The sequence below is a fragment of the Allobosea lupini genome (assembly GCF_900109525.1).
GTDB classification, from domain to species: Bacteria; Pseudomonadota; Alphaproteobacteria; order Rhizobiales; family Beijerinckiaceae; genus Allobosea; species Allobosea lupini.
This window is the reverse complement of sequence record NZ_FOAN01000016.1, coordinates 24948-50423: the sequence shown is the minus strand read 5'-3', so window position 1 is coordinate 50423 and position 25476 is coordinate 24948. Positions and strand designations below refer to the sequence as shown.

26 protein-coding genes are annotated in these 25476 nt (G+C 67.0%); 10 read left to right on the top strand and 16 right to left on the bottom strand.

All coding sequences use genetic code 11. The annotated features are described in order from the left end of the window. Nucleotides 1–25: 25 nt before the first annotated feature. On the bottom strand, nucleotides 26–3358 hold the full coding sequence (gene carB, locus BMZ21_RS28440; protein ID WP_091842975.1) for a carbamoyl-phosphate synthase large subunit: 3333 nt from the start codon (nucleotides 3356–3358) through the stop codon (nucleotides 26–28). Nucleotides 3359–3653: 295 nt separating this feature from the next. On the opposite strand from carB, the gene BMZ21_RS28435 reads away from it, so the two are divergent. Beyond that, nucleotides 3654–4715 carry a class I SAM-dependent methyltransferase gene (locus BMZ21_RS28435; RefSeq protein ID WP_091842888.1) on the top strand — a complete coding sequence of 354 codons (1062 nt, stop codon included), beginning with the start codon at nucleotides 3654–3656 and terminating at the stop codon, nucleotides 4713–4715. Between the two features lie 76 nt (nucleotides 4716–4791). Here BMZ21_RS28435 and BMZ21_RS28430 read toward each other — a convergent pair whose 3' ends face one another. Beyond that, complete coding sequence (locus BMZ21_RS28430) at nucleotides 4792–6003, bottom strand: MFS transporter (RefSeq protein WP_091842885.1); 1212 nt, start codon at nucleotides 6001–6003, stop codon at nucleotides 4792–4794. A 101-nt stretch (nucleotides 6004–6104) separates the two neighbouring features. Between BMZ21_RS28430 and BMZ21_RS28425 the strand changes: the two genes are divergently transcribed. After that, a complete protein-coding gene (locus tag BMZ21_RS28425; RefSeq protein WP_244544067.1) occupies nucleotides 6105–6488 on the top strand; it encodes an ArsR/SmtB family transcription factor in 384 nt (127 codons plus the stop codon). Nucleotides 6489–6513: 25 nt separating this feature from the next. Here the strand turns inward: BMZ21_RS28425 and BMZ21_RS28420 are convergent, their stop codons facing one another. Further along, nucleotides 6514–7488, bottom strand: coding sequence for a quinone oxidoreductase family protein (locus tag BMZ21_RS28420; protein WP_091842877.1), 975 nt, complete (start codon nucleotides 7486–7488; stop codon nucleotides 6514–6516). Between the two features lie 64 nt (nucleotides 7489–7552). Beyond that, on the bottom strand, nucleotides 7553–8257 hold the full coding sequence (locus BMZ21_RS28415) for an RraA family protein (protein ID WP_091842874.1): 705 nt from the start codon (nucleotides 8255–8257) through the stop codon (nucleotides 7553–7555). A 114-nt stretch (nucleotides 8258–8371) separates the two neighbouring features. Here BMZ21_RS28415 and BMZ21_RS28410 point away from each other — a divergent pair, with 114 nt between their 5' ends. Then, entirely contained in the window at nucleotides 8372–9256 is an 885-nt protein-coding gene (locus tag BMZ21_RS28410; RefSeq protein WP_091842871.1) for a LysR substrate-binding domain-containing protein, read from the top strand. 1 nt (nucleotide 9257) lies between these two features. On the opposite strand, the gene BMZ21_RS28405 is transcribed toward BMZ21_RS28410, so the two are convergent. Further along, nucleotides 9258–10640 (bottom strand): amidohydrolase family protein, encoded by a 1383-nt coding sequence (locus tag BMZ21_RS28405; RefSeq protein ID WP_091842868.1) that lies wholly within the window; start codon nucleotides 10638–10640, stop codon nucleotides 9258–9260. Nucleotides 10641–10783: 143 nt separating this feature from the next. Between BMZ21_RS28405 and zigA the strand changes: the two genes are divergently transcribed. The 3 genes from zigA to BMZ21_RS28390 are packed head-to-tail and all read left to right on the top strand — an operon-like array spanning nucleotide 10784 to nucleotide 13783. After that, the gene (gene zigA, locus BMZ21_RS28400) at nucleotides 10784–11998 is read left to right on the top strand and encodes a zinc metallochaperone GTPase ZigA (RefSeq protein WP_091842972.1); all 1215 of its coding nucleotides are present in this window, start codon (nucleotides 10784–10786) and stop codon (nucleotides 11996–11998) included. A 38-nt stretch (nucleotides 11999–12036) separates the two neighbouring features. Beyond that, a complete protein-coding gene (locus tag BMZ21_RS28395) occupies nucleotides 12037–13335 on the top strand; it encodes a YncE family protein (protein WP_091842865.1) in 1299 nt (432 codons plus the stop codon). Between the two features lie 46 nt (nucleotides 13336–13381). Beyond that, complete coding sequence (locus BMZ21_RS28390) at nucleotides 13382–13783, top strand: GtrA family protein (protein ID WP_091842862.1); 402 nt, start codon at nucleotides 13382–13384, stop codon at nucleotides 13781–13783. 16 nt (nucleotides 13784–13799) lie between these two features. Here the strand turns inward: BMZ21_RS28390 and BMZ21_RS28385 are convergent, their stop codons facing one another. Genes BMZ21_RS28385 through BMZ21_RS28375 form a run of 3 tightly spaced genes read right to left on the bottom strand, consistent with a single transcriptional unit; the run spans nucleotide 13800 to nucleotide 15715 of the window. Beyond that, nucleotides 13800–14489: an aspartate/glutamate racemase family protein gene (locus BMZ21_RS28385; RefSeq protein WP_091842859.1), complete on the bottom strand. Its 690-nt coding sequence runs from the start codon at nucleotides 14487–14489 to the stop codon at nucleotides 13800–13802. 18 nt (nucleotides 14490–14507) lie between these two features. Beyond that, on the bottom strand, nucleotides 14508–15005 hold the full coding sequence (locus BMZ21_RS28380) for an anthrone oxygenase family protein (RefSeq protein WP_091842856.1): 498 nt from the start codon (nucleotides 15003–15005) through the stop codon (nucleotides 14508–14510). Next, complete coding sequence (locus tag BMZ21_RS28375; RefSeq protein WP_091842852.1) at nucleotides 15002–15715, bottom strand: class I SAM-dependent methyltransferase; 714 nt, start codon at nucleotides 15713–15715, stop codon at nucleotides 15002–15004. The genes BMZ21_RS28380 and BMZ21_RS28375 overlap by 4 nt, the downstream gene beginning before the upstream one ends. Before the next feature lie 145 nt (nucleotides 15716–15860). Between BMZ21_RS28375 and BMZ21_RS28370 the strand changes: the two genes are divergently transcribed. Both BMZ21_RS28370 and BMZ21_RS28365 read left to right on the top strand, forming a co-directional pair. After that, the gene (locus tag BMZ21_RS28370; protein WP_091842848.1) at nucleotides 15861–17117 is read left to right on the top strand and encodes an SAM-dependent methyltransferase; all 1257 of its coding nucleotides are present in this window, start codon (nucleotides 15861–15863) and stop codon (nucleotides 17115–17117) included. Between the two features lie 2 nt (nucleotides 17118–17119). Continuing rightward, nucleotides 17120–17926: an inositol monophosphatase family protein gene (locus tag BMZ21_RS28365; protein ID WP_091842845.1), complete on the top strand. Its 807-nt coding sequence runs from the start codon at nucleotides 17120–17122 to the stop codon at nucleotides 17924–17926. Between the two features lie 183 nt (nucleotides 17927–18109). Here BMZ21_RS28365 and BMZ21_RS28360 read toward each other — a convergent pair whose 3' ends face one another. The 6 genes from BMZ21_RS28360 to BMZ21_RS28340 all read right to left on the bottom strand — a co-directional run bounded on the left by BMZ21_RS28360 (nucleotide 18110) and on the right by BMZ21_RS28340 (nucleotide 21502). Beyond that, nucleotides 18110–18343 carry a hypothetical protein gene (locus BMZ21_RS28360; protein ID WP_091842842.1) on the bottom strand — a complete coding sequence of 78 codons (234 nt, stop codon included), beginning with the start codon at nucleotides 18341–18343 and terminating at the stop codon, nucleotides 18110–18112. Nucleotides 18344–18477: 134 nt separating this feature from the next. Beyond that, complete coding sequence (locus tag BMZ21_RS28355) at nucleotides 18478–18687, bottom strand: cold-shock protein (protein WP_076441136.1); 210 nt, start codon at nucleotides 18685–18687, stop codon at nucleotides 18478–18480. A 169-nt stretch (nucleotides 18688–18856) separates the two neighbouring features. Then, nucleotides 18857–19072, bottom strand: a complete 216-nt coding sequence (locus BMZ21_RS30140; RefSeq protein WP_143079836.1) for a hypothetical protein — start codon at nucleotides 19070–19072, stop codon at nucleotides 18857–18859. A 316-nt stretch (nucleotides 19073–19388) separates the two neighbouring features. Continuing rightward, nucleotides 19389–19799 (bottom strand): VOC family protein, encoded by a 411-nt coding sequence (locus tag BMZ21_RS28350; RefSeq protein ID WP_091842836.1) that lies wholly within the window; start codon nucleotides 19797–19799, stop codon nucleotides 19389–19391. A 24-nt stretch (nucleotides 19800–19823) separates the two neighbouring features. Beyond that, the gene (locus tag BMZ21_RS28345; protein WP_091842831.1) at nucleotides 19824–20159 is read right to left on the bottom strand and encodes a cupin domain-containing protein; all 336 of its coding nucleotides are present in this window, start codon (nucleotides 20157–20159) and stop codon (nucleotides 19824–19826) included. 443 nt (nucleotides 20160–20602) lie between these two features. Continuing rightward, the gene (locus BMZ21_RS28340) at nucleotides 20603–21502 is read right to left on the bottom strand and encodes a DMT family transporter (RefSeq protein WP_244544066.1); all 900 of its coding nucleotides are present in this window, start codon (nucleotides 21500–21502) and stop codon (nucleotides 20603–20605) included. Nucleotides 21503–21594: 92 nt separating this feature from the next. Between BMZ21_RS28340 and BMZ21_RS28335 the strand changes: the two genes are divergently transcribed. Further along, nucleotides 21595–22527 carry a LysR substrate-binding domain-containing protein gene (locus BMZ21_RS28335; RefSeq protein WP_091842826.1) on the top strand — a complete coding sequence of 311 codons (933 nt, stop codon included), beginning with the start codon at nucleotides 21595–21597 and terminating at the stop codon, nucleotides 22525–22527. A 135-nt stretch (nucleotides 22528–22662) separates the two neighbouring features. On the opposite strand, the gene BMZ21_RS28330 is transcribed toward BMZ21_RS28335, so the two are convergent. Further along, nucleotides 22663–23472: a prephenate dehydrogenase gene (locus tag BMZ21_RS28330; protein WP_091842822.1), complete on the bottom strand. Its 810-nt coding sequence runs from the start codon at nucleotides 23470–23472 to the stop codon at nucleotides 22663–22665. Between the two features lie 185 nt (nucleotides 23473–23657). Continuing rightward, a complete protein-coding gene (gene carA / locus BMZ21_RS28325) occupies nucleotides 23658–24878 on the bottom strand; it encodes a glutamine-hydrolyzing carbamoyl-phosphate synthase small subunit (protein WP_091842818.1) in 1221 nt (406 codons plus the stop codon). 133 nt (nucleotides 24879–25011) lie between these two features. Between carA and BMZ21_RS28320 the strand changes: the two genes are divergently transcribed. Then, nucleotides 25012–25473 (top strand): GatB/YqeY domain-containing protein, encoded by a 462-nt coding sequence (locus BMZ21_RS28320; protein WP_091842965.1) that lies wholly within the window; start codon nucleotides 25012–25014, stop codon nucleotides 25471–25473. Nucleotides 25474–25476: the final 3 nt, after the last annotated feature.

Genomic DNA, 25476 nt, shown 5'->3' with positions numbered 1-25476 from the left:
AAAAACTACTTCGCCGCGCGGCCGGTCAGGCGGCGCGGGCGAAATAGGATTGCAGCGACCTCACTTCGAGATCGCCGCTGCAATAGGCCTTGATGCCCTCCGCCGCGGCGATCGCTCCGGCCAAGGTGGTATAATAGGGCACCTTGTGCAAGAGGGCCGCGCGGCGCAGCGAGCGCGAGTCCGCCAGTGCCTGTGGACCGTCGGTGGTGTTGAAGACGAGCTGGATCTCGCCGTTCTTGATCGCGTCGACGACGTGCGGGCGGCCTTCCAGCACCTTGTTGATCTTGCTGGCGCGGATGCCGTTCTCCTGGAGCAGGCGCAGCGTGCCGCCGGTCGCGACGATATGGAAGCCGAGCTCGGCCAGGACCGCGATGGAGGTCAGGATGCGCGGCTTGTCCTCGTCACGGACCGAGACGAAGACCGTGCCCTTGACCGGGACCTTCGAGCCGGCGCCGAGCTGGCTCTTGGCGAAGGCGACGTCGAAGGAGCGGTCGAGGCCGATGACCTCGCCGGTCGAGCGCATCTCCGGTCCGAGCAGGACGTCGACGCCAGGGAAGCGGGCGAAGGGGAACACCGCCTCCTTCACGCCGACATGATCGAGCTTCTCCTGCTTTAGGCCGAAGCTCGCGAGCTTCTCGCCGGCCATCAGCCGCGCCGCGATCTTGGCGATCGGCTGGCCGATCACCTTGGCGACGAAGGGCACGGTGCGCGAGGCCCGCGGATTGACCTCGAGCACATAGATCTCGCCGTCCTTGATGGCGTACTGCACGTTCATCAGGCCGCCGACGTCGAGAGCAAGCGCCATCGCCTTGCTCTGGCGCTCCAGTTCGGCGATCAGCTCCGGTGAAAGCGAGCGCGGCGGCAGCGAACAGGCCGAATCGCCGGAATGGATGCCGGCCTCCTCGATATGCTCCATGATGCCGGCGATGAAGGCGTCCTTGCCGTCGCAAAGGCAGTCGACGTCGACCTCGATCGCATCCGAGAGATAGCGGTCGAACAGCAGCGGGTTCTTGCCGAGAACGGTGTTGATCTGGCCGGTCTTGTCGTTCGGGTACTTGGCCTTGACCTCGGAGGGGATCAGCGAGGGCAGGGTGCCGAGCAGGTAATCCTCGAACATCACCTCGTCGCGGATGATCGCCATGGCGCGGCCGCCGAGCACATAGGACGGGCGCACCACGAAGGGCAGGCCAAGCTCGGCTGCGATCAGGCGCGACTGCTCGACCGAGTAGGCGATGCCGTTCTTGGGCTGCTTGAGATGCAGCTTGTCGAGCAGGCGCTTGAAGCGGTCGCGGTCCTCGGCGAGATCGATCGCGTCGGGCGTGGTGCCCAGGATCGGGATGCCGGCCTGCTCCAGCGCATGGGCGAGCTTCAGCGGGGTCTGGCCGCCGAACTGGACGATGACGCCGTGCAGCGTGCCGGCCTGCTTCTCGGTTTCGAGGATCTCGAGCACGTCCTCGGCCGTCAGCGGCTCGAAATAGAGCCGGTCCGAGGTGTCGTAGTCGGTCGAGACCGTCTCGGGATTGCAGTTGACCATGATGGTCTCGTAGCCGGCGTCGCGCAGCGCGTAGCAGGCATGGCAGCAGCAATAGTCGAACTCGATGCCCTGGCCGATGCGGTTCGGCCCACCGCCGAGGATGACGACCTTCCTGGCGTCCGACGGCTTGGCCTCGTCGGCCGGCGCGCCGGCGAAAGGCATGGCGTAGGTCGAGTACATATAGGCGGTCGGCGAGGCGAACTCGGCGGCGCAGGTGTCGATGCGCTTGAACACCGGGCGCACCTTGAGCGAACGGCGCAGGGCCTTGACCTCGGTCTCGCTCTTGCCGGCGACGGCCGCCAGGCGCTTGTCGGAGAAACCCATCGCCTTGAGCTGGCGGAAGGCGATCGGCGTCTGCGGCAGGCCGTATTTGCGGACCTTCTCCTCGGCGTCGACGATGCCGCGCATCTGCTCCAGGAACCAGGGGTCGATCTTGCAGCTCTCATGGATCTGCGCGTCGGTGAAGCCGGCGCGCATCGCCTGGGCGACCTGCAGGATGCGGTCCGGCGTCGGCGTCGAGAGTGCTGCCTTGATCGCGTTCCTGTCGTCGCCCTGGCCGATACCCTCGATCTCGATCTCGTCGAGGCCGTCGAGCCCGGTCTCCAGCGAGCGCAGCGCCTTCTGCAGCGACTCCTGGAAGGTCCGGCCGATCGCCATGGCTTCGCCGACCGACTTCATCGCGGTGGTCAGCGTCGGTTCGGCGCCCGGGAACTTCTCGAAGGCGAAGCGCGGGATCTTGGTGACGACATAGTCGATCGTCGGCTCGAACGAGGCCGGTGTCGCACCGCCGGTGATGTCGTTCTCGATCTCGTCGAGCGTGTAGCCGACGGCAAGCCGCGCCGCGACCTTCGCGATCGGGAAGCCGGTGGCCTTGGACGCCAGGGCGGACGACCTCGACACGCGCGGGTTCATCTCGATGACGATCATCCGGCCCGTCTCGGGATCGACGGCAAACTGAACATTGCTGCCGCCGGTCTCGACGCCGATCTCGCGCAGCACCGCCAGCGAGGCGTCGCGCATGATCTGGTATTCCTTGTCGGTCAGCGTCAGCGCCGGGGCGACGGTGATCGAATCGCCGGTGTGGACGCCCATCGGATCGATGTTCTCGATCGAGCAGACGATGATGCAGTTGTCCGCCTTGTCGCGGACGACCTCCATCTCGTACTCCTTCCAGCCGAGCACGCTCTCCTCGATCAGCACCTCGCTGGTCGGCGAGGCGTCCATGCCGCGCTCGACGATGTCGATGAACTCGCCCTTGTTGTAGGCGATGCCGCCGCCCGTGCCGCCCATGGTGAAGGACGGCCGGATGATCGCCGGCAGGCCGATATCTTCCAGCGCGTCGAGTGCGGCGCCGAGCGTTTTGACGTGGTGCGAGCGCGGCGTCGACAGGCCGATCTTGGTCATCGCCTCGCGGAAGCGCTCGCGGTCCTCGGCCTTGTCGATGGCATCGGCGGTGGCGCCGATCATCTCGACGTCGAACTTCTCCAGCACACCCAGCTTCTGCAGCGAGAGCGCGCAGTTGAGCGCGGTCTGGCCGCCCATCGTGGGCAGCAGGGCGAAGCCGCCGGGCAGGACGTTGCGCTCCTTCTCGATGATCTTGGCAACGATCTCCGGCGTGATCGGCTCGACATAGGTCGCATCGGCCAGCTCCGGATCGGTCATGATCGTCGCCGGGTTCGAGTTGACCAGGACGATGCGGTAGCCCTCGGCCTTCAGCGTCTTGCAGGCCTGGGTGCCCGAATAGTCGAACTCGCAGGCCTGGCCGATGATGATGGGGCCCGCGCCGATGATCAGGATCGTCTTGATGTCTGTGCGCTTGGGCATGGTCTCGACCGGTTCCGTGCGGGCGCGCATGACCCGTCCGATCGAAAGGAGCGGGGGCCAGCGAGCGCCTGAAGATGAATGCTAGGCGCTCGCTATAGACGGGGGAGGCGGCGGGGGGAAGCGGAAAGCGCTACTTCCTGTCATGCGCACACAGGTCATGCGCGCAGATGTGGCGCGTTTCTCCCTCTGCGCAGTTGAGTGGTGACCGGCGGGGTATAGCATCGGCTTCCGCGATGGCGTCGAGCCGGTTCGCGTGAGGCCCGGCCACGCCCTCCCCAACCAGAGGAGCTTGGCCATGCGTGAATCCGACCCGCAAAAGCTGGATGCCTTGGTGGGACGTCTCGTCGGGGACGTCGGAGCCTGCGTCACCGGCTCGCTCATCGTCCTCGGCGACCAGCTCGGGCTCTACAAGGCGATGGCCGACGGCAAAGCGGTGACGGCGGCGGAACTCGCCAGCCGGACTGGGCTGAAGGAACGCTATGTCCGCGAATGGCTCTCGGCCCAGGCGGCGGCCGAGTACATCGACTATGACGAGGGCAGCGACAGCTTCAGCCTGTCGCCGGAGCAGGCCATGGCCTTTGCCGAGGAGAGCAGCCCGGCCTTCTTCGCCGGGGCCTTCGAGGTGGTCCAGTCGATGTGGGTCGACGAGCCCAAGGTCGAAGAGGCTTTCCGGTCCGGCGCCGGACTGGGCTGGCACGAGCACAGCAACTGCCTGTTCCGCGGCACCGAGCGCTTCTTCCGGCCGGGCTACAACACCAATCTGGTCAGCAGCTGGATTCCGGCGCTGGACGGCGTCAAGGCCAAGCTCGAGGCGGGCGCCGTCGTCGCCGATGTCGGCTGCGGCCATGGCGCCTCGACCATCCTGATGGCGCAGGCCTATCCGAAATCGCGCTTTTACGCCTTCGACTATCACGGCCCCTCGATCGAGACGGGCAGGGAAGCGGCTGACAAGGCCGGCGTCGGCGACCGCATCGTTTTCGAGCGGGCCAGCGCCAAGGACTTCCCGGCGGCGAGCTACGACCTCGTCGCGATGTTCGACTGCCTGCACGACATGGGCGATCCGGTCGGGGCCGGCCGCCATGTCAGGGAGACGCTGGCGCAGGGTGGTACCTGGATGATCGTCGAGCCCTTTGCCCACGACAATCTCAAGCAGAACCTCAATCCCGTGGGCCGGATCTTCTACGGGGCCTCGACGATGATCTGCACGCCGGCTTCACTGTCGCAGGAGGTCGGGCTCGGGCTCGGCGCGCAGGCCGGCGAGATGCGCTTGCGCAAGGTGGCGCTCGACGCCGGCTTCACCCGGTTCCGCCGCGCCACCGAGACGCCGTTCAACATGGTGTTCGAGGTCAGGGCCTGAGACTGGCTCCGACGGATGAGCAGAACCCGCCCGCCGTGACGGCGAGCGGGCTGAGTGGTCGGTCAGCCAGTGCTCATCAGCGCACGGAGGGCGCGACCGCGACCTCGCTGACGCGGGCGGCCTCGCGCGCCGCCGCCTTGCGCCGCTGCGTCGCGATCAGCAGCAGGCCGAGTGCGCCGAGCTCGCAGGCCGCCCCGACGAAGCCGAGCTCCCAGGAGGCGCCGTGGCGCAGCACCTGCTGGCCGAGCGCCGCGCCGGCGGCGATGCCGATATAGAGCGCCGAGGCGTTGAGCGAGAGCGCGACGACGACCGCATCGGGCGCCATCGAGGCGAGCCGCGACATCTGCGAGGGATGCCCGGCCCAGCCGGCGCCGCTCCAGATCATCAGGATCACCGGCAGGACAAAGATCGCCATCGCCGGCGGCAGCGTCACTGCGACGAGCGAGGCGGCCGCGAGCGAGGCTGCGAGCAGGGTCAGGACCAAGGTCAGCGTCGGCACCGGGCCGAAGCGGTCGCTGGCCTGGCCGCCGAGCTGGTTGCCCAGTGCCGAGCCGATGCCGGTCAGCACCAGGGTCGCGCTCAGCCAATGGCCGGAGATGCCGGCATGGGCCGAGAGGAAGGGCGCGACATAGGTGTAGAGCGTGAAGGCGCCGGTGGTCCAAAGCGCGGTGGTGCCGAGTGCGAGCAGCACGTCGCCGCGGCGCGCGACCTGCAGCCGCTCGGCGAGCGTGTTGGCACCGCGCGGCAGGCCGGCCGGCATCTTGACCACGAGGCCGGCGAGGGCGAGCGCGCCGAACAGCGCCACGACCAGGAAGGCGAAGTGCCAGCCGAGCGTGGCGACGGCGGTGCCGAGCGGCACGCCGAGGATCAGCGAGACGGTCATGCCGCCGGTGACGAGCGCGATGGCGCGCGCCCGGCGCTCCGGCGGGACGAGCGCCACCGCGACGGCGTTCGCCGCCGGCATGAACACGCCCGAACCGAGCGCCATGACGATGCGCGCCAGCATCAGCCAGGCGAAGTCGCTGGTGAAGGCGGCGAGGAGATTGGCGAGGGTGAAGACCGTCAGCGAGCCGACCAGCACGAGCTTGCGGTCGAGATTGCCGAACAGGGTCGAGAGCACCGGCGAGCCGATGGCGTAGGCGATGGCGAAGATCGAGATCAGCAGGCCGGCGGTGTCGACGCTGACGCCGAAGGCGGCGGCGAGGTTCGGCAGGATGCCGGTGATGACGAGGCTGCCCGTGCCGATGGCGAAGGCGCCGCCGGCCAGCAGAAGGAGACGGATGTCCATGGCAGAGCGCTCCGTGGGGAGTTGCCGACTATTTCAATGATCGTTGAATCATGGGCGTCAGCCGACCATGAGTCAATCCTAAATTCAAGGATCATTGAAACTTGTCAGGAGCGGCCGATGCAATTAAGCCGGAGGTGATGAAGCAGCTCTTCCACCCAGAGATCGAGGACGTCGTGCCGGCCGACGTGTTCGCAGCGCTCGGCGACCCGATCCGGCTCGGCATCCTGGTCTCGCTCGCCGATTGCGACGAGGTCGACAAGGCGCGCTGCGGCGCCTTCACCGAGCTCGCCTCGCCCTCGCTGCTCTCCTACCATTTCGCCAAATTGCGCGAGGCGGGGATCACCCGCTCGCGGGCGGAGGGGACGGTGCGCTTCCTCAGCATCCGCCGCGAGGAGTTCAACCGGCGCTTCCCCGGCCTGCTCGACAGCGTGATCGAGACGGCGCGGCGCGACCCGTCGGTGCCGCGGATCAAGATCGACGTCTGATCCGCGGCCCGCCCGAGGGGCGGCGTTATGGGATGAGGATCGTCGAGCCGGAGGTTCTGCGGGCCTCGAGGTCGCGATGCGCCTGCGCAGCATCGGCGAGTGGATAGGATTGCAGCGCCGCGATCTTGACCGTGCCATCGGCGACGACGGCGAACAATGCGTTGGCAGCGGCTTCGAGGTCCTCGCGCCTGGCCATATAGGTCGCGAGCGTCGGCCGCGTCACGAACAGCGAGCCCTTGCTGGCAAGCTGGCCGACGGCGAAGGGCGGCACGGCTCCCGAGGCGTTGCCATAGCTGACCATCAGGCCGAGCGGGCTCAGGCTGTCGAGCGATGCCGCCCAGGTGTCCTTGCCGACCGAATCGAACACGACCGGAACGCCGGCACCATTCGTGATGTCGCGGACCCGCTCGGCGATGTTCTCGTCGCGATAAAGGATCGTATGGGCGCAGCCATGGGCGCGCGCCAGCGCCGCCTTCTCCTCGCTGCCGACGGTGCCGATCACGGTGACGCCGAGCGCGCTGAGCCATTGGCAGGCGATCAGCCCGACGCCCCCCGCTGCGGCGTGCAGGAGCACGGTGTCGCCGAGCTTGGCGCGACAGGTCCGATGGATCAGGTAATGGGCGGTGAGGCCCTGCAGCATCATCGCCGCGGCCTGCTCGTCCTTGATCGCGTCCGGCAGCTTGACCAGCGGGCCGGCCGGCATGACGCGCGCGTCTGCATAGGCGCCGAGCGGGCCGCCGGCATAGGCGATGCGGTCGCCCGGCCGCAGATCGGCGACACCGTCGCCGACCGCCTCGACGATGCCCGCCGCCTCCAGCCCGATGCCGCTGGGCAGCGGCAGCGGATAGAGCCCGCTGCGCTGGTAGACGTCGATAAAGTTGAGGCCGACGGCCGTCTGGCGCAGGCGGACCTGGCCTGGGCCGGGGGCGCCGAGCGTGGCGTCCTCATAGCGCAGCACGTCGGGGCCGCCAGTCTCGTGGATGCGGATCTGCTTGGTCATTGCGATGTCTCGTGATGGAGGCGGCTGACATGCCGCTGGTTTGCTGAAGTGGGCGGTGGCGCGGTCAGACCTCGCCGGCGGCCTCGATGTCCTTGAGATGCTGGCGGAAGCCGTAGGCCGGGTTCTGCGCCCGCGTCGCCAGGTACTGGTCGAAACGGGTCTGGCTGCGATAGCTGCGGCCATTGCGCATCGCCGCGAGCTGGCGCGCCTCGGTCTCGCGATAGCCGATCGCTGCCGCGACGATGTCCTCGATCCGGCTTTCGGGCAGGAACAGCACGCCATTGCTGTCGGCGGCGACGTAGTCGGTCTCGGCGATGCCGTGCTGGCCGACCAGCGCCTGACGGAAGAGGTCGTGTGGACGCGGATGCAGGCGCTGCGGCCCGGTCGGCAGCGCGCCGAGGCTGAAGACGGGCAGACCGAGCTCGGCAAGCTCGCGGTTGTCGCGATGCAGGCCCCAGATCACGAAGCCGGCGATGCCGGCGGCTTTGGCCTCGATCGCGACGATGTCGCCGATGCAGGCCTCGTCGAGGCGGCCGCCATTGTCGATGACGATCACCTCGCCCGGCGCGGCATGCTCGAGCAGCTCGAAGAAGACGTCGATGCTGCCGACATGGCGCACGGGGCGGGCGCGGCCGCGTACCTCCATGTCCGGCGCGAGCGGTCGCAAACCGGCGGGCGCGAAACGGATCGGCACGCCGCAGCGCAGGCAGCCATCCGCCAGATGCGGGGTCGTGAGCGTCTTCAGTTGCGCGATCAGATCGGGATTCATGCGCTGTCCTCCATGGTCTGGTCCGGCCGCAAGGCCGCTGGACAGGACGCTAGCAATGCTAGATCATTCCGAATAACGAAATGATCGTAAGTCTGACTTCAGGAATTCGGGTCGATGTCGGCGAATTTCGATATGGACGCACTGCGGGCGATGGTGGTCGGGGTCGAACTCGGCAGCTTCGCCCGCGCCGCCACGCAACTCGGCCGATCGCAATCGGCGATCAGCATGCAGCTCAAGAAGCTGGAGGAGCAGGCGCGGCGTCCGCTGTTCCGGCGGGACGGGCGCGGTCTGGTGCCGACCGAGGCCGGCGAGGCGCTGCTGAGCTACGCCCGCCAGATCATCGCGCTGAACGACGAGGCCGCCGCGGCTGTCGGCAACAGCGCAGGGGCTGCGACCGTGCGTCTCGGCCTGCCGCAGGACTTCTTCGAGGATGTGATGCCGGAGGTGCTGGGGCTGTTCTCGCAGCAACGTCCGAACTCCCATCTCGAAGTGAGAGCCGGCCGCAACTACGCGCTGGAGGAGGAGGTCCAGGCCGGCCGGCTCGACGTCGCGCTTGCCTTCTTCAAGGCGGGGTCATCGACGGCCGGCACGCATGTCGCGACGCTGCCACTGGTCTGGCTTGCCGCCGAGACCATGCGGCGGCCAGGCGCTGCCGAACTGCCGCTCGTGCTGTTCGACCATCCCTGCCTGTTCCGGCAGACCGCGCTCCAGACCCTCGACCGGCAGCGCCTGCGCTGGCGGCTGGCGCTGACGACGCCGAGCCTGCCGGGTCTGTGGGCGGCTCTGGGGGCGGGACATGGCGTCTCGGTCCGGAGCCGCCACCGCCTGCCGGACACTGTTCGCGATGTCGGGGTCGAGCATGATCTGCCGGACCTGCCGCCGATCGAGGTGCGCCTGCTGGCATCGGGAGCGCGGACGCCGGCGGCCGGGGCTCTGCTCGACATCGCGACGGACGTTGTTCGCAGGCTGATCGCCGAACCGGCGGCTGCCGCCGGCTAGATCAGCCGCAGCAGGGGCATCCCGGCCCGAACACCGCCCGGCTGCCGAGCGCCGCCAGCTTGCCGCGCCAGCCGGGTACTTTCTCCCTGATCCGCGCCATCGTCTGTTCGCGGTCGAGGCGGGTCGGGCGGCCATTCTCGACCACGACAGCCCCGTCGACGATGCTGGTCACCACGTCGCTCGCCCTCGCATAGTAGACCAGTGCGGCATAGTCGCCGTAATAGGGCTGTAGGTGCGGCCGGTCGATGTCGACCATGATCAGGTCGGCCTTCTTGCCCTGTTCCAGCGAGCCGATCTCGTCCTGAAGTCCCATGACGCGCGCGGCGCCGATCGTGTGTAGTTCCAGCGCCTTCGCGCAGGAGAGGGCGGTCGGGCTTCCCAGGCGCAAGCGCATGGCGTTGAGGGCGTTGCGCATGCCCTCGAACGGGTCGTTCAGCATCCAGTCGGTGGCGAAGCCGGTCGGGATGCCCCGCGCCATGATGTCTTCGAGTGGCGGATAGCGGCCGCGGCGCGGATAGATCGTCGGGCAATGCGCGTAGGCCGCACCGCTCTCCTCCACCGCGTCGAGATCGCCGGTGCCGGCGAAGACGAGATGGGCGAGCACGACATCCGGACCGAGCATGCCGACATCCCTGAGGAACTCGAGCGGGCCGCAGCCATGGGCCGCCCTGATCTGCTCGACTTCGGCGACACTCTGGGCGGCGTGGATATGCATGCCGATGCCGAGCCGGTCCGCCTCGGCGCGGGCCGTCCGCAGCAACTCGGCCGAGCAGGTGTCGGTGGCGTGCGTGCCGATGCGCGCCGTAATGCGGCCGTCGGCGGCGCCGTGCCAGCGTTCGGCGAAGGCGATGCCATCGCTTAGGCGTTCCTCGCCGATGTCGGGATGGTGAGTGTAGTCGCCGCGCCAGAGCTCGTGCAGGCGGACATCGAACACTTTGTGGGCGATCTGGGCGCGCAGGCCGCAGGCCTCGACGGTGTCGGCGAGCCGGTGCGGCGCGTACCAGATGTCGTTGATCGTGGTGATCCCGGACTGGAGCATGTCGGCGCAGCCAGCCTCCGCCAGCAGCGCCCACTCATCTTCCGTGATGTCCTTTTCCATCCGGAAGGCGACTTCGAGCAGCGCCGCCTTGGCGGCGTGGTCGTCGGTCTGGCTGCGGAACACCAATGATGCCGCATGCGAATGGCAGTTGACGAAGCCGGGTAGCACCGCGCGGCCGGAGCCATTGATCGTGCGAGCCGGTGCCCAATGTCCCTCGGGTTGACGCGGGCCGGCATGGAGGATGCGCCCGCCGGCGATCGCGACCTCGCCGTTGGGGATGACCGGCAGGCCGGGGCTGACCGGATAGAGGAATTCGGCGCGCACCAGGAGGTCGATCTCGATCATGGCGCGGGCTCCTCCAACAGCGCGGGAGGGTGAGCTTAGGGCGCGTGCTGTGGAAGGCCAGCGACGCGCCTGCACGGCAGCCTTGCGTCAGCAATTCTCCCTCGCTATGAAATGTTACAACGTAACAAAACATGAGCTTCGCGATGGATGGCCGCCTTCCCGTCACCGTGCTGTCCGGCTTTCTCGGCGCCGGCAAGACGACGGTGCTCAATCACGTCCTCAACAACCGCGAAGGCCGCAAGGTCGCGGTCATCGTCAACGACATGAGCGAGGTGAACATCGACGCCGACCTGGTCCGAGCCGGCGGCGGCGATCTCTCGCGCACCGACGAGAAACTGGTCGAGATGAGCAATGGCTGCATCTGCTGCACCTTGCGCGACGACCTCCTCGCTGAGGTCGGCCGCCTCGCCCGCGACGGGCGCTTCGACTACCTCCTGATCGAGGGCACTGGCATCGCCGAGCCGCTGCCGATCGCTGCGACCTTCGAGTTCCGCGACGAGGAGGGCTTCTCGCTCTCCGACCTCGCCCGGCTCGACACCATGGTCACGGTGGTCGATGCGGTGAACCTGCTTAGGGATTACGGCTCGCGCGATTTCCTGCGCGAGCGCGGCGAGACGGCCGGCGAGGGCGACGAGCGCACGCTGGTCGATCTCCTGGTCGAGCAGATCGAGTTCGCCGATGTCGTCGTGCTCAACAAGGTCGGCGATGCCGGGCCGGAGGCGGTGGCGCAGGCGAAATTGGTGATCCGGGCGCTTAATCCGGATGCGCGATTGATCGAGGCCGATTTCGGCCGCGCGCCGTTGGACGCGATCCTCGATACCGGCCTGTTCGACCATGAGAAGGCGCAGGAGCACCCGCTCTGGCACAAGGAACTCTACGGCTTCAAGGACCATGTGCCGGAGACCGAGGAATACGGCATTTCCTCCTTCGTCTACCGGGCGCGCCGGCCCTTCCACCCCGAGAAATTCAACGCCTTCCTGGAGCAGAGCTGGCCGGGGCTGATCCGGGCCAAGGGCCATTTCTGGCTGGCGACGCGGCCCGAATGGGTCGGCGAGATGTCGCTTGCCGGCGCGATCTGCCGGACCGAGGCGATGGGCTTCTGGTGGGCTGCGGTGCCGCGCCCGCGCTGGCCTGACCATCCGGAATGGAAGGCGATCCTGAACCGGCACTGGCACTCGGTCTGGGGCGATCGCCGGCAGGAGCTGGTCTTCATCGGCGCGGGGATGGACGAACAGGCCATCCGCACCGGGCTCGACGCCTGCCTGCTCGGCGAGACCCCGACTATCGCCTTCAAGCCCGAGCGCTATCGCGACCTGCCCGATCCGTTCCCGGCCTGGCGCCGGGCCGATGCCGCTTGAGACCTCGCCCTTTTCCGTCGTTCGCTTTGGAGCCCAGAATGCGTCCGCTTTCCCTGTTGTCCACGCTCGCCATGTCGGCCTTGCTGTCGAGCCTGCCGGCGCTCGCCCATGACCATGCCGTGCTGCGCGGCCGTCTGGTCTTCGCCGACTACGAGAAACCTGTCGTGCGCGTGCTCGATCTCGACAGCGGCGAAGTCACCCACAGCTTCGACGTGCCCAAGGCCAATCCCGGCTTCGCCACCGCGCAGGGCGGCCGCTTCGTGGTGATCAAGACCGGCGACGATGCCGGCACGCTCCGCTTCCTCGACACCGGCCTGACGATCGAATCGCATGGCGACCACAACGACATCGAGAAGGGGCCGGTGAAGCTCATCGACCTCGTGCTGACCGGCCAGAAGCCGGCCCATGTCATCTCGGGCCATGGCCAGCTCGCGCTGTTCTATGACGGCATCCGCCCCTGGGACGGGCAAAGCACGGCCAAAGCGGTGCTGGTCGCGATCAACGACCTTTCCAAGGACAAGCCGGCGCTGACGGAATGGCCGAGCCCGGGGCCGCAGCACGGCATCGTCGTGCCGCTCGGCGAGGGACGCTGGCTGATGTCGGTGCCGAACCCGGTCTATGTGAAGGGCGAGGATCGCAGCGCTTCGTCACGGCCCGACGGGTTCGAGATTCTCGATCGGACGAAGGGTGGCTGGACCAGGCTCGCCAGCTTCAACGATCCGGCCAAGCCCGACGCCTCCTGCAAGCTCTATCACGGCCATGCCGCCGCCGATGGCCGCCATGTCTTCGGCTGTGCCGAGGGCGAGGGCGGCGGCATGCTGGTGCTGTCGCAGGCCGGGGCGAAATTCAGCGCGCACAAGCTCGCCTACCCCGATGAGCGCCGGATCAGCGCGATCAAGGCGAAGGCGGGCGCCAGGTTCATGGTCGCCAATTACGGCAAGACCTCGCCCTATGACGGCCTGCTCAGGGTCGACCCGACCGCCAAGTCGCTGACGACAGCGGATGTCCTGCCGGTGCCAGGCGGCCAGTCGGCCTGCCAGTTCGAGCTCTCCGCCAATGGCCGGCGGCTCGCCAATCTGACGCCGGATGGCAAGCTCAGGGTCTATGATGTCGCCGCCTGGAAGGAACTCGCCAGCTTCGACGCGGTGCCGGCCTTCGACTGCCAGTACGGCGCCAAGACGCCGACGCCCTCGCTCGCGGTGGTCGGCGGCAGCGCCTATGTCAGCGACCCCACCAACGGCCGCATTCGCGAATACAATCTCGAGACGCTGAAGCAGGCGCTCGACCTGCCGGTCGAAGGCATGCCGGCCACTCTCGCCGGCAGCGATGCGGGCTGATTGGCCGTAGGCTTCCGTTCAGCATCCGGGGTATAGGCATTTCCGGATGCTGCACCGTCTTCCCCGCCAAACGCGCCAGGTCATCGCCTATGCCTTTTCGGGCGTGATGGCGGCGGTCGCGCATTACGGATTGCTGATCGGCCTGGTCGAGCTCGGCCGGGCCGATCCGGTTGCCGCCTCACTCGCCGGCTTCGTGCTCGGCGGCGTCGTCTCCTACGCGCTGAACCGCTGGCTGACCTTCGAGGCGACCCGCAGCCATGGCGAGGCGAGCTGGCGCTTCGGCCTGATCGCCTTCGGCGGCTTCCTGCTCACCGGCGTGCTGATGCACTTCTTCGTCAAGGTTGCCGGTCTGCCCTATCTGCCGATGCAGGTGGTCACCACGCTGATCGTGATGGTCTTCACCTTCGCCGGGCACAAGTTCTTCTCCTTCGCCGATCGGGCGCAGTGAACGGCGGCTCCAGGGTCTAGAGATCACTCAGTGTCTTGCGCCCCGCCGCCAGATCGGCGAGCAGCGCGACATGGACATCCAGTGCGTCGACGACCCGATATCCCGGATCCTGCCCGTCAAAAGCCAGGTTGAGATCGGTTCCGGCAAGGACGATGGCGTCGGCTCCGGCCGCGATCATGCGACGCCCGGCATCGAGGAACAGATCCTGCTGCGAGGCCGAGCAGGTGCCGGCCACGGCAACCTCCTGGTAGGTTTGGCCGAGGGTCTCGATCTCGTCGTCCAGCGCCAAGGCCTCGGTATGGGCGAGCTGGCCGTAAAGGCGGGTACGCATCACCACCCGCGTGCCGAGCAGCCCGACGCGCTTGATGCCCTGCTCGACGAAATAGGCGTCGAGCGGCGTGACGGCGGAGACCAATGGCAAGGGCGACAGCGCCGCGAGCTCCTCGAAGCAGAAATGCGCGCCGAGTGAGGATAGGGCGGCGCAATCGCAACCTGCATCCTTCAGGCGCGTGACCAGCGGAAGAAAGGCCTGCGCCTGCTCGGCCTTGCGGTCGGCCAGGTTGTTGCGGATCAGCTCGTGAATCTCGCCATGGACGATCGTCAGGTCGAGCCTGGGCACGCCGCGTGCCGCCGCGGCCGCGGTCAGGCGCTGGTAATAGACCATCGTCGCCGCGACGCCGATGCCGCCGATGAGGCCGATATGCATTGATCTCGTTCTCCGTGATCAGGCCTGGCCGGCGGCGTAGAGCGCCCAGCCGACCAGCAGCAGGCTCGCAAAGCTCGCGACGGTGCGGACATGGTTCCACAGCGTCCAAGGAGGGGAATAGTCCTGCCACAGCGTCCGCGCCTGCTCGGGATCGGCCGGGATCGTGGCGATGGCGAGCACCTCGTTCATCGGCACGTTGGCGACGATGGTGACGAGGAAGGTACCGGCCAGATAGACGATGGCGGCGAGCGCGAGCAGCAGTGCGACCTGTCCGGCGCCCTGCTTCCACCATAGGCCAGCCGCGACCAGCGCCACCACCGGCGTGCCGAAGAAGGCCGGGAAGAAGATGGCGTTGCGGACGACGATGTTGATGCTCTGCATCGCGGCGATCGCGGCTTTCGGATCGACCGCATCCAGAGCCCACATCACCGACATCGAATAGGCGTAGAAGAAGCCGGCCATGGCACCGGCCAGAGCCAAGGTGACGATGGTGAGTGCGAGCGCGAGCGAGGTCATCGCGTCGGAACTTCCGCCGCCAGCGGCTTCCTGGCCGCGAACGCCATGCGGTGCGGGTTATGGCCGAAATTCGTAATGCGCGTGACGCCGGTGAAGCCCGCGGCCTCGATGAGCGCGGTGATGCCGACGGCGCCGTAGGTCGAGAGCCCGTATTGCGCTCGCAGCTTGCGGTAGTCCGAGAAGACGGTGCGGACGAGGCCGCCGAGCGCCGCGACGAGAAAGCCGCCGCGCCAGGCGAAGCCGAGCAGCTCGGTCGCATCGGTCAAGGCCGAGAGGTCGGGCGGGATCACGTCGGCGAGGATGAGCTCGCCGCCGGGCTTCAGCTTGGCGAGCCAGGTCGACAGTGCCCGCTTCAGTTCGTCTTCGCTTAGATACTGGATGAGCGAATTGGCGACGACGAGGTCGAGCGAATCATCCGGCAGGGCCTCGACCTCTTCCGGCGAGACCACCGAGAGATTGGCGAGCCTGCCGAAGCGGGCTCTCAGTTTCTCGCGGACGGTCGGAGCAGCTTCGCACAGGATCAGCCTGCCGCTCGCCGCGGCGACGAGATCGGCCGAGAGCGCCTCGCCGCAGCCGACATCGAGCACGCTTGCGTCCTTTGAGGGCACTGCGGCGGCGATATCCTGCGCGATGCGGCGGTAATGCAGGGCCTTGTGACGATCCGAAACGTAGATCGCATGCTCGCCATTCCAGAAATCACGCCAGGACATCGGGTCTCCGTTTCGAGGGTCGCCTTCGCTGCTAGCCCTTAGCATGGCTGCGCCGCGCGTGCAGAGCAGGTTGATTGCCTGCTGGGTTTACGGCACGGCTGCTGAGCCAATAGCTTGCGCGCGACCGACCGGAGCCTGCCCGACCATGCTGCTGTTGCCGAAACTCTTGAAGCGCTCGATCCGCAAGGGCCGGTTGACCGTGATCGCGCCGGACGGCCAGCGGCACGTCTTCGGGCCGGGGCGGACTGAGTTCACCTTCGCCGGCAAGCCGGTCGTCGCCGGCGAGGTGACGGTGCGCTTCAAGGATACCAAGATCGAGCGCGAGCTCTTCCTGAACCCGGAGCTGGCGCTGGCCGAAGGCTATATGGACCAGCGGATCGAGTTCGAGGACGGCTCGACCATCCACGACCTGCTGACGCTGTTCTGGATCCAGCGCAGCGAATTGCGCAAGCATCCGGTGCAGGCGGCGATCCGCAAGGTCCGCTTCAAGATCCGGCGCTGGCGGATGCACAATCCGCTCGGCGTCGCCGGCAAGAAAGTGAAGCACCACTACGACATCCCGACCGAGTTCTACCGGCTCTGGCTCGACGAGACGATGACCTATTCCTGCGCTTACTGGCATTCTCCGGACGTCGGCCTGGAGAACGCGCAGAAGGCCAAGCTCCGCCACATCGCCGCCAAGCTGAAGATCGAACCGGGCATGCGCGTGCTCGATATCGGCTCGGGCTGGGGCGAGCTCTCGATCTATCTCGCCAAGGCCTGCGGCGCGAAGGTGACCGGCCTCAACGTCTCGCCCGACCAGATGGCGGCGGCACAGAAGCGGGCGGAAGCCGCCGGCGTCGGCGATGCCGTGAGCTTCATCAACAAGGATTATCGCGAGCTGACCGGCACTTTCGACCGCGTCGTCTCGGTCGGCATGATGGAGCATGTCGGCGTCGCGCATTACCTCGAATATTTCGAGAAGATCCGCGACCTGCTCACCCCGGATGGGATCGCGCTGGTCCATTGCATCGGCCGCGTCGGTCCGCCCGGTTTCACCGGCCCGTTCTTCGACAAGTACATCTTCCCCGGCGGCTATGCCCCGGCGCTGTCGGAGGTGTTTGCCGCCGTCGAGCAGACCGGCCTCTGGCATTCCGACTGCGAGTTCTGGCGCCGCCATTACCACTGGACGCTGGAAGCCTGGCGCGAGCGCTTCATCGCGCACCGGCCCGAGGTGGTGACTATGCTGGGCGAGCGCTTCGCGCGGATGTGGGAGTTCTACCTCTCCGCCTGCTCGATCTCCTTCGACATCGGCGGCGACATGGTGTTCCAGCTGCTGCTCGGCCCGCACAAGAGCGCCGTGCCGGTGATCCGGGACTACATCACCGAGGCAGAAGCCGAGCTGGAACAGCGGGGCTTCTGACGATGGCGAGGCAGGAGCTGATCCAGCCGGTCTGCGACCTGCTGCACGAGGTCGCGGCCGAGGTGGTGATGCCGCGCTTCCGCAAGCTGGCGGAGGCCGAGGTCCGGGTGAAATCGCCGGGCGAGGAGGTCACGATCGCCGACGAGGAGGCCGAGCGTCTGCTCACTCTCCGGCTGCCGGCGCTGCTGCCCGGCTCCCGGGTGATCGGGGAAGAGGCGGTCTCGGCACAGCCGGAGCTGTTGCAGGAGCTGGGCGAGGGCACTGTCTTCGTCGTCGATCCGGTCGATGGGACCTCGAACTTCGTCAAGGGCAGCCCGTGCTTCTCGATGATGGTGGCGCTGCTGCGCGAGGGCGAGCCGGTCGCCTCGTGGATGCTCAGCCCGGCGACCGGTACCATCCATGTCGCCGAGCGCGGCGGCGGCGCCTGGGTCGATGGGAAACGCGTCCGGGTGGGACAGCCGCCGCAATGGACCGGGCTGCGCGGCGGCGTGCTCACCCGCTTCCTGCCGGCGGAGATGACGGCGCGGGTGCAGGCCAATGGCCGGGACCTTGCCGCCATCCTGCCGGGCATGCATTGCGCCGGCGAGGACTATCCGGCGATCGTGCGCGGCGAGCAGCATTTCGTGATGTTCTGGCGCGGCCTGCCCTGGGACCATGCGCCGGGCACGCTTTTCCTCGAAGAGGCCGGCGGCCGGGCGGCGCGCTTCGACGGGCGCCCCTACAGGCCGGCCGAGCCGGGCTTCGGCATCCTGGCGGCGCAGACGCCGGCCCTCTGGGACGAATTGCAGCGGCGGCTGTTGGCTGATTGAGGCGAGCCGGCTCTCGGCAAGCACAATCGTTCCGGCGGCTTGTCACCGCAGACCTTTGAAACCGTCATTCGAGAAGGGGAACGGGGCCGGGCTGTATTGCATCCTACAGCTACCTAGCCATGCCAAGGCAGCGCGATGGGCCACTGCCCATCCAGGGCAGGAATGCCCGCCGCCGATAGGCGATCAGGCCGGGACGATCTTGCGGCGTGTCTTGGACTTGGCCGGGGAGAGAGCCTGGGACTCGCGGTCGAGCGCTTCCTTATGCAACCGCAGCTGCCTCAGCTTCGCAGTATTCGCGTCTCGGGCCTGAGCGATGCTGTCTGCCTCGGAGATGATCCGATTGCGGGCCAGCGCCTGTGTCTGCACCTTCAGGAAATTGTTGTCGGCATCGGTGCGTTGCCTTGAATGTTCAGCCAAATTGCCCTCCGTTTGGTTTTGATTGCCCGGTCAGGCCATAAAAAAGGCCAAGCATTCGCTTGGCCTTTCCTCGGAAATCATTCCAGTCAGTGGTGCCGGTACATCCATGGTCACCGCGACGAATGATGAGCGGATCACGCAGCCTGAAGCTGCTCGGCAGCCATCTTGCCAGACCGATTGTCGCGAGCGACCTCAAAACCGATCTTCTGGCCTTCCTGAAGATCGCGCATGCCAGCGCGCTCGACGGCGGAGATATGCACGAAGACGTCCTGGCTGCCATCGTCAGGCTGAATAAAGCCGAAGCCTTTGGTGGAATTGAACCATTTCACTGTGCCGGTGGTCATTGAAGAACCCTCCTGTTGGCAAGACCTGTCGTCCGCCATGCGAATGCTCGGCGGATTCAGAACGATTTTGAAAGGGGAGTTCGTCAGAAACGCGCCGAAGCGCGAAAATAAAACTAACCGTCCGAGCAAATATCGACGAAAATACTTCTAGGATTTTATGAGGTGCATGTCAATTCATTTGTTCGTTTATTTTTATTTCGAATGTAAAAGTTTCGAGCGTTTTTTTGGATTTTGTTGAAGAGAAACCTGCTTTACGGATCAGTTTCGGTGAAAATCTACTGCTTTTTCTGTCGGCTTTTTCGTGTGGAACGCCGTGAGGTGCAGCCGTTGGCGCGTGTCGAGGCGCGTCGATTTGGCGGCCGCCTCGCCCAGCGGTGACTTCCATCAGGCTGATGCGTGATCACCACCCGACCAAGCCCGAGATGCGTCGTCATCGGTCAGCTGACCGGGCAAACTCGAGTGGCTGCAGATGACGCTCCGCGGCTGCAGCCACTCGCCCGTTCAGTCCAGCCGCAAAGAGCAAGAACTTCCCCGGAATTGTCCTTGGGCGCGCGCTATGCTCTTCACCGTCGCACGGTCGCTGTTTGCGACAGGCTGTCTGCCGGCTTGTCCAGGCCGGGCGTGACGGACGGGGCAGGGCGCTTTCGACGCCCGCGACATCGCTCGGGCCAACTCGGCCCATGCAGTGCTCGGCGGCGCGGCTAAACCGCTGGCATCGCCGTCATGTCGGCGAAGACGGCTTCGAAGGTGTGGCCGTCGGCGTCCTCGAAGGCGCGGTTGTAGAGCCAGCCCAAATCGGTCGCCGGCCGCGGATCGGCCTTGCCGCCGGCTGCCGCTGCCGCCGCGACCGTGGCGTCGACCTCGGCGCGGCTCGCCAGCGTGAGCGCCAGCAGCACCTGCGCCCCGGCTTGGGCGTCGGCGACGGGCTTGCTGACGAACGTCGCGAAATAGTCGCGGGTCAGCAGCTGGAAGGTGATCGTCTCGGACCAGACCATGCTCGACGACTGATGATCGCTGAAATCCGGGTTCTGCCTGCAGCCGATCGCCTCGTAGACGCGCGTCGCGGCGCCGATGTCGGCGACGGGCAGGTTGACGAAGATCATCTTGGACATGGTCAGTCTCCTTGCTGAGCGATTTCACAGGTTCTGCTGCAGGATTCGCCCGTTCGGGTGGACGCAGATCAGCTCGAGCCGGCCGTCGCCGACATTCTCGAAGCGATGCGGGATGTCGGCCGCAGCGACGACGACGTCGCCGGGATAGCCACGCGTCGTTTCGCCGCCGACAGTGAACTCGGCCTCGCCCTTGCGGACGATCCAGGTCTCTGAATAGGGGTGGACGTGCAGCATCGAGCCCTGGCCCGGCTCGGCGTCGACGATGAAGAACGAGACCGGGCCGCCGAGCTTCTCACCCTCGAAGCGCACGGTGCGGTTGGCGCCGCGCTGCTGATCTTCGGACCGAAGGACGTTGAACATAGCTGCCTCCCAGGGCTGACTGCGGATTGAATTATCTTGACGAAAAGATATCTAACCGAGAGATATCTTCCTGTCAAGATAATTATCTTGGCGTCAAGATATCTTGGCGCAGGGGCGCTGGGAGGGGGGCGACCGCCTGCGCCGGCAATGATCCTGGGATCGACGCGAGTCGAGCGATAGCGCAGGCGATCATTGAAGGCAGGTCGTGCCCGAGCTTGACCTACGGCTGTCCGGTCGAGCGCTGGACGAGCCGCGTATCCTTCTCCCCTTGCAGGAGAAGGTGGCCCGCAAGGTCGGATGAGAGGTCGCGCAGGTCCTGACAGCCAACGAAATACGACGCCGGACTTGCGATCAGCGTCGCGCGACCGCTCACGCTAACCCTCTCCCGCAAGGGGAGAGGGTTAGCGTGAGCGCTGTGCGCCGCCCGAGAATGACGATGAGGTTCAGCGCTTCAGGTTGACGAGGACCACTCCAGCCAGCGCCATGGCGCCGCCGATCAGGCCGAGCGCGGTCGGGACCTCGCCTAGCCAGAGGAAGCTGATCAGCATCGCCGCCGGCGGCACGCAGTACTGGAAGTTGGCGGCGCGGGCGGCCGGCAGGCGCGACAGGGTGATCGCCCAGGTGCCGTAGGCGACGACGCTGGAGACCAGAGCGAGCCAGATTACCGACCAGATCGCCTGCGCCGGGGCCGCCGGCAACTGCTCCAGGGCGCCGGGCAGGAACGGCGTCAGCGCAAGGCCGCCGATCGCCATGTTCCACGCTGCGACGGTGAGCGGCTTATGGCGGGCAAAGAGCGGCTTCTGCACCACGGTCGAGACCGAGTTGCACAAAGCGGCGCCGAGGATCAGCAGGACGCTGACGCCGATATTGAGGTCGAGCCCGTTGCCAATCGCGATGACGCCGATACCGGCGAACGCCAGCGCGGTGCCGGTCCAGGCGAGAGCGCTGAAGCGCTCGTTCAGGACGAGCATGGCGAGCGCCGCCGTCATGATCGGGTTGGTGTTGATGATGAAGCTCGCCGCGCCCGCCGGAACGACGCGCTGGCCGAGATTGAGGAAGATCGCATAGAGCGCGATGAAGACGATGCCGCCGGTGAGGAAGCGCCAGATATCGGCGCGCTCGGGCAGCTTCGGCCGCGTCACGATCAGGAAGAGCGCGGCGAACACGCCGGCGATGGCGAAGCGCAGCGCCGCCAGCTCGAGTGCGCCGAAGCCGGAAAGGCCGGCCCGGATCGCGGGGAAGGAGGAGGCCCAGGCGATCACGGTGAAGGGGATGGTGAAGAGCAGCATGGCGTCGAGGGTGGAGCCGGGCCGGGAAGACGCGGCGGAGGGGACGGTTGTCATGGCAGGCCTCAAAGGCTGGTGACGGTTCGCCTTCGGATAAGCGCCTCGGCGAGCTGATTGACAAACGAGTAATTCGATGGCGAGCTGTGAACATGGATCACAGCTCGCCACTCCCGCCGCTGGACACGCTACGCGCCTTCGAAGCCGCCGCCCGCTCGGGCAGCTTCTCGGCTGCGGCCGAGGCGCTGAACCTCACCCATGGCGCGATCTCCCGGCAGGTCGCCAAGCTCGAGCATTGGCTCGGCCTGCGCGTGTTCGAGCGCCAGGCGCGCGGCGTCGCGCTGACGCCGGAGGGGCAGCGGCTGTTCCAGCGCACGCAGGAGGCATTCTCGGTCTTCGCCGACTCATCCGACCGTTGGAGCGAACCGCGCGGGACGGCGGTGGTGCGCTTCAGCGCGACGCCTTCCGTCTGCTCGCTCTGGCTGATGCCGCGCTGGCAGCTTCTGGAGAGCGGCGATCCCGCCGTGCGGATCATGCTGCAGGTCGATCATCGCAAGGTCGACCTCGAGGAGGAGGGCATCGACCTCGCCATTCGCTGCGGCCGCGGCGGCACGCCAGGACGGGTCTCGGTGCAGCTCTTCGAGGAGTGGTGCTACCCCGTCGCCTCGCCGGAGCTGGCCAGGGCGATCGGCGAGGGGAGGCCGGAGCGCTTCCTCGACCAGCCGCTGATCCACGATTCGGATGCTGCCGGCTGGCGCGCCTGGTTCAATGCCCATGGGCTCGATTTCCGGCCGCGCCAGCAGGACCGGCGCTTCGAGGACTACAATCTCGTGCTCGACGCCGCTGCCAGCGGGCTCGGCGTCGCCTTGTCGCGCCCGCCTCTGGCGCAGGCGCAGGTCGATGCCGGGCGGATCGCCAGGGTCGATCAGCGCACGGCGCTCAACCCGGTCTCCTACTGGCTCGACCGGCCCATGGGGCAGCCACGGCCGGCGGCGGTCGCGCTGGCGACAAGGATCGCGCATCAGGCCGGGCTGTCGGCAGGCAAGCTCGCGGGCTTCCTGAGGACCGAGGCGAAAGCGGCCTAGCCATCGTCGGCAGGAAAGAGCGCGGGGAACCCTCTCCTGGAAGGAGAGGGCAGGGTGAAGTGCAGGCTGTTGGACCAGTGACACGAGCGCTCAACGCGCGGTCAGGTTCAAGCCAACGTTTTCAGTCCGAACACCTCACCCAACCCTCTCCTTCCAAGAGAGGGCTCCCGCGTCCCGCTGGTCGAAGGACGAAGCGGCATCCCGATCGAGATGCGCCCGCATCTCCTCGGCGAGCGCGAAGAAGCGGTCGCGCACCGGCCGTGCATGCGGGTTGGCCTGCTCGATGGCGAGGAATACGGCCGGGCTGTCATGGCGGACCATCTCGGTCGCGCGCATCAAAAGGTCGAAGCTCGCGGTTGTCATGCGCCGCGGCAGCGGCTCCATCGCGACCAGGATTTTGGCGATGAGATGGGTCAGGCCCTGGGCCATGGCGGCCTCGCGGTCATGCGCCTCCGGCGTCGTCATGATCACCTTGAGACCAAGCACACGGCGCAGGAAGGCGGCGATGCGCCAGGCACTGCGGCCGCGGATCGGGCAGATCGCGATCTTGAGGCCGGCAATGCCGCTGCGGCCGCTCTGCGGGCCGAAGAGCGGATGGGTACCGACGATCCCGACGTGCTCGGGCAGCTCGGCGAGCATGGTCATGGCCGGGCCGATCTTGACCGAGCCGACATCGACGACGATCGCGCCGGCGCGCAGATGCGGCCGCAAGGTCGCGATCGCCTGCGAGAGGGCCGAGACTGGCACGGCGAGGATGACGATGTCGCAGGCGGCGATCTCGGCGGGATCTGCGGCGATGATGCCACCGGCGGCCGCATCGGCCGGCAGCGCTGGATCGAATGCGATCAGATGGCAATGCGGGCGGAGATGGCGGGCGATCAGGCGGCCGAAGGCGCCAAAGCCCATCAGGCCGACGGAGGGAGTGGTGATATTCGGGAAAAGCATCGCGTGGTCCTCTGGAGGGGCCGCGATGCCGGGTGACTGCCTGATTTCAACCGCCAGCGCGGCGGTTGAGACATGAAAATGCCACCGCCTCTATGAGGACGGGGCGTAATAGTTGCGGGCGAGCAGGCAGGCAAAGGTCATGACGCGCTTAGAGCGCGCGCCATGCTTGCTGTCAATGGCCGGGTTCAGGCGGCCTTCTTCGCCTTCTCCGTCTCCATCAGCTCGACGAAGCGGGTGAAGAGATAGTGGCTGTCCTGCGGGCCGGGTGAGGCTTCCGGATGGTGCTGGACGCTGAAGGCCGGGCGGTCGGTCAGGGCGAGGCCGCAGTTCGAACCGTCGAAGAGCGAGACATGGGTCTCGGTCGCGTTGGCCGGCAGCGTCGCCGGATCGACGGCGAAACCGTGGTTCATCGAGACGATCTCGACCTTGCCAGTGGTCTTGTCCTGGACCGGATGATTGGCGCCGTGATGGCCCTGCTTCATCTTCATGGTCTGGCCGCCGATGGCGAGCGCCAGCATCTGGTGGCCGAGGCAGATGCCGAAGGTCGGGATCTTGCGGTCGAGCAGTTCCCTGATCACCGGCACGGCATATTCGCCGGTCGCGGCCGGATCGCCGGGGCCGTTCGACAGGAAGACGCCGTCGGGGTTGAGCGCGAGGATGTCCTTGGCCGATGCGGTCGAGGGCACGACCTCGACCTCGCAGCCGGCCTTGGCCAGCAGGCGCAGGATGTTGCGCTTGACGCCGTAGTCGATGGCGACGACGCGATGCGCCGCGCTCTCGCGCTTGCCGTAGCCGCGCGGCCAGAGCCAGGGCGTCTCGTCCCAGTCATAGCGCTGGGTCGCGGCGACGAGCGGCACGAGGTCGAGCCCGGCCATGTCGGGGAGAGCGGCGGCCTCCTTCTTCAGGGCCTCGATGTCGAAATCGCCGGCCGGGTCATGGGCGATGACGGCGTTGGGCATACCGTTCTCGCGGATCAGCGCGGTCAGGGCGCGGGTGTCGACGCCGCTGATGCCGACGATGTTGCGGGCCTTGAGCCAGGCGTCGAGATGCTTGGCCGCGCGCCAGTTCGAGGGCTGGGTGACCTCGGCATGCAGCACGATGCCGCGCACGCCGGAGGAGGCGGCGGCGTTGACCGTCTCGGTGTCCTCCTCGTTGACGCCGACATTGCCGATATGCGGGAAGGTGAAGGTGATGATCTGCCCGGCATAGGACGGGTCGGTCAGGATTTCCTGATAGCCGGTCATCGCCGTGTTGAAGCAGACCTCGCCGGGCGCCTGCGCGATCGCGCCGAGGCCGAAGCCTTCGAGCACCGTGCCGTCGGCCAGCACCAGCACGGCAGTCGCGCGCGGCTCCACCCAGCCCTCTTGCCCGCCTTGCGCGGCGGGGTTTCCTTCGTGAGCGGTCATGTCTATGTCTCGTCCAGGCCGCTGGAAGCTGCGGCAAGCGTGAAGGCTGCGCGAAATGGCGCTGCCGGTCTGGAGCGCGAGCCTTAATCAGGCGGCCGCGCCCCGTCAATGAATGAAGAAGGTTCGTACCATCATGTCCACTCTGCGCGAGCAGTTCACTGCCGACCTCAAGACCGCGATGAAGGCCGGCGAGAAGGGCAAGGTCGCCGCCATCCGCCTGATCCAGTCGGCGCTGAAGGACAAGGACATCGAGGCGCGCGGCGCCGGCAAGGGCGAGGCGACGCCGGACGAAATCCTCGCCTTGCTGCAGAAGATGATCAAGCAGCGCCAGGAGTCGATCGCGATCTACGACGCCAATGGCCGGCCCGAGCTCGCCGAGGGCGAGCGCGCCGAGGTCGCGGTGATCTCGTCCTACCTGCCCAAGCAGATGAGCGACGAGGAGATCAAGGCGGCGATCGAGGAGGTCATCGCCGAGACCGGCGCATCCGCCGTCAAGGACATGGGCAAGGTCATCGGTGCGCTGCGCGCGGCTTACGCCGGCCAGATGGACTTCGCCAAGGTCTCGCCTATGGTGAAGCAGTTGCTGGGCGGCTGATCC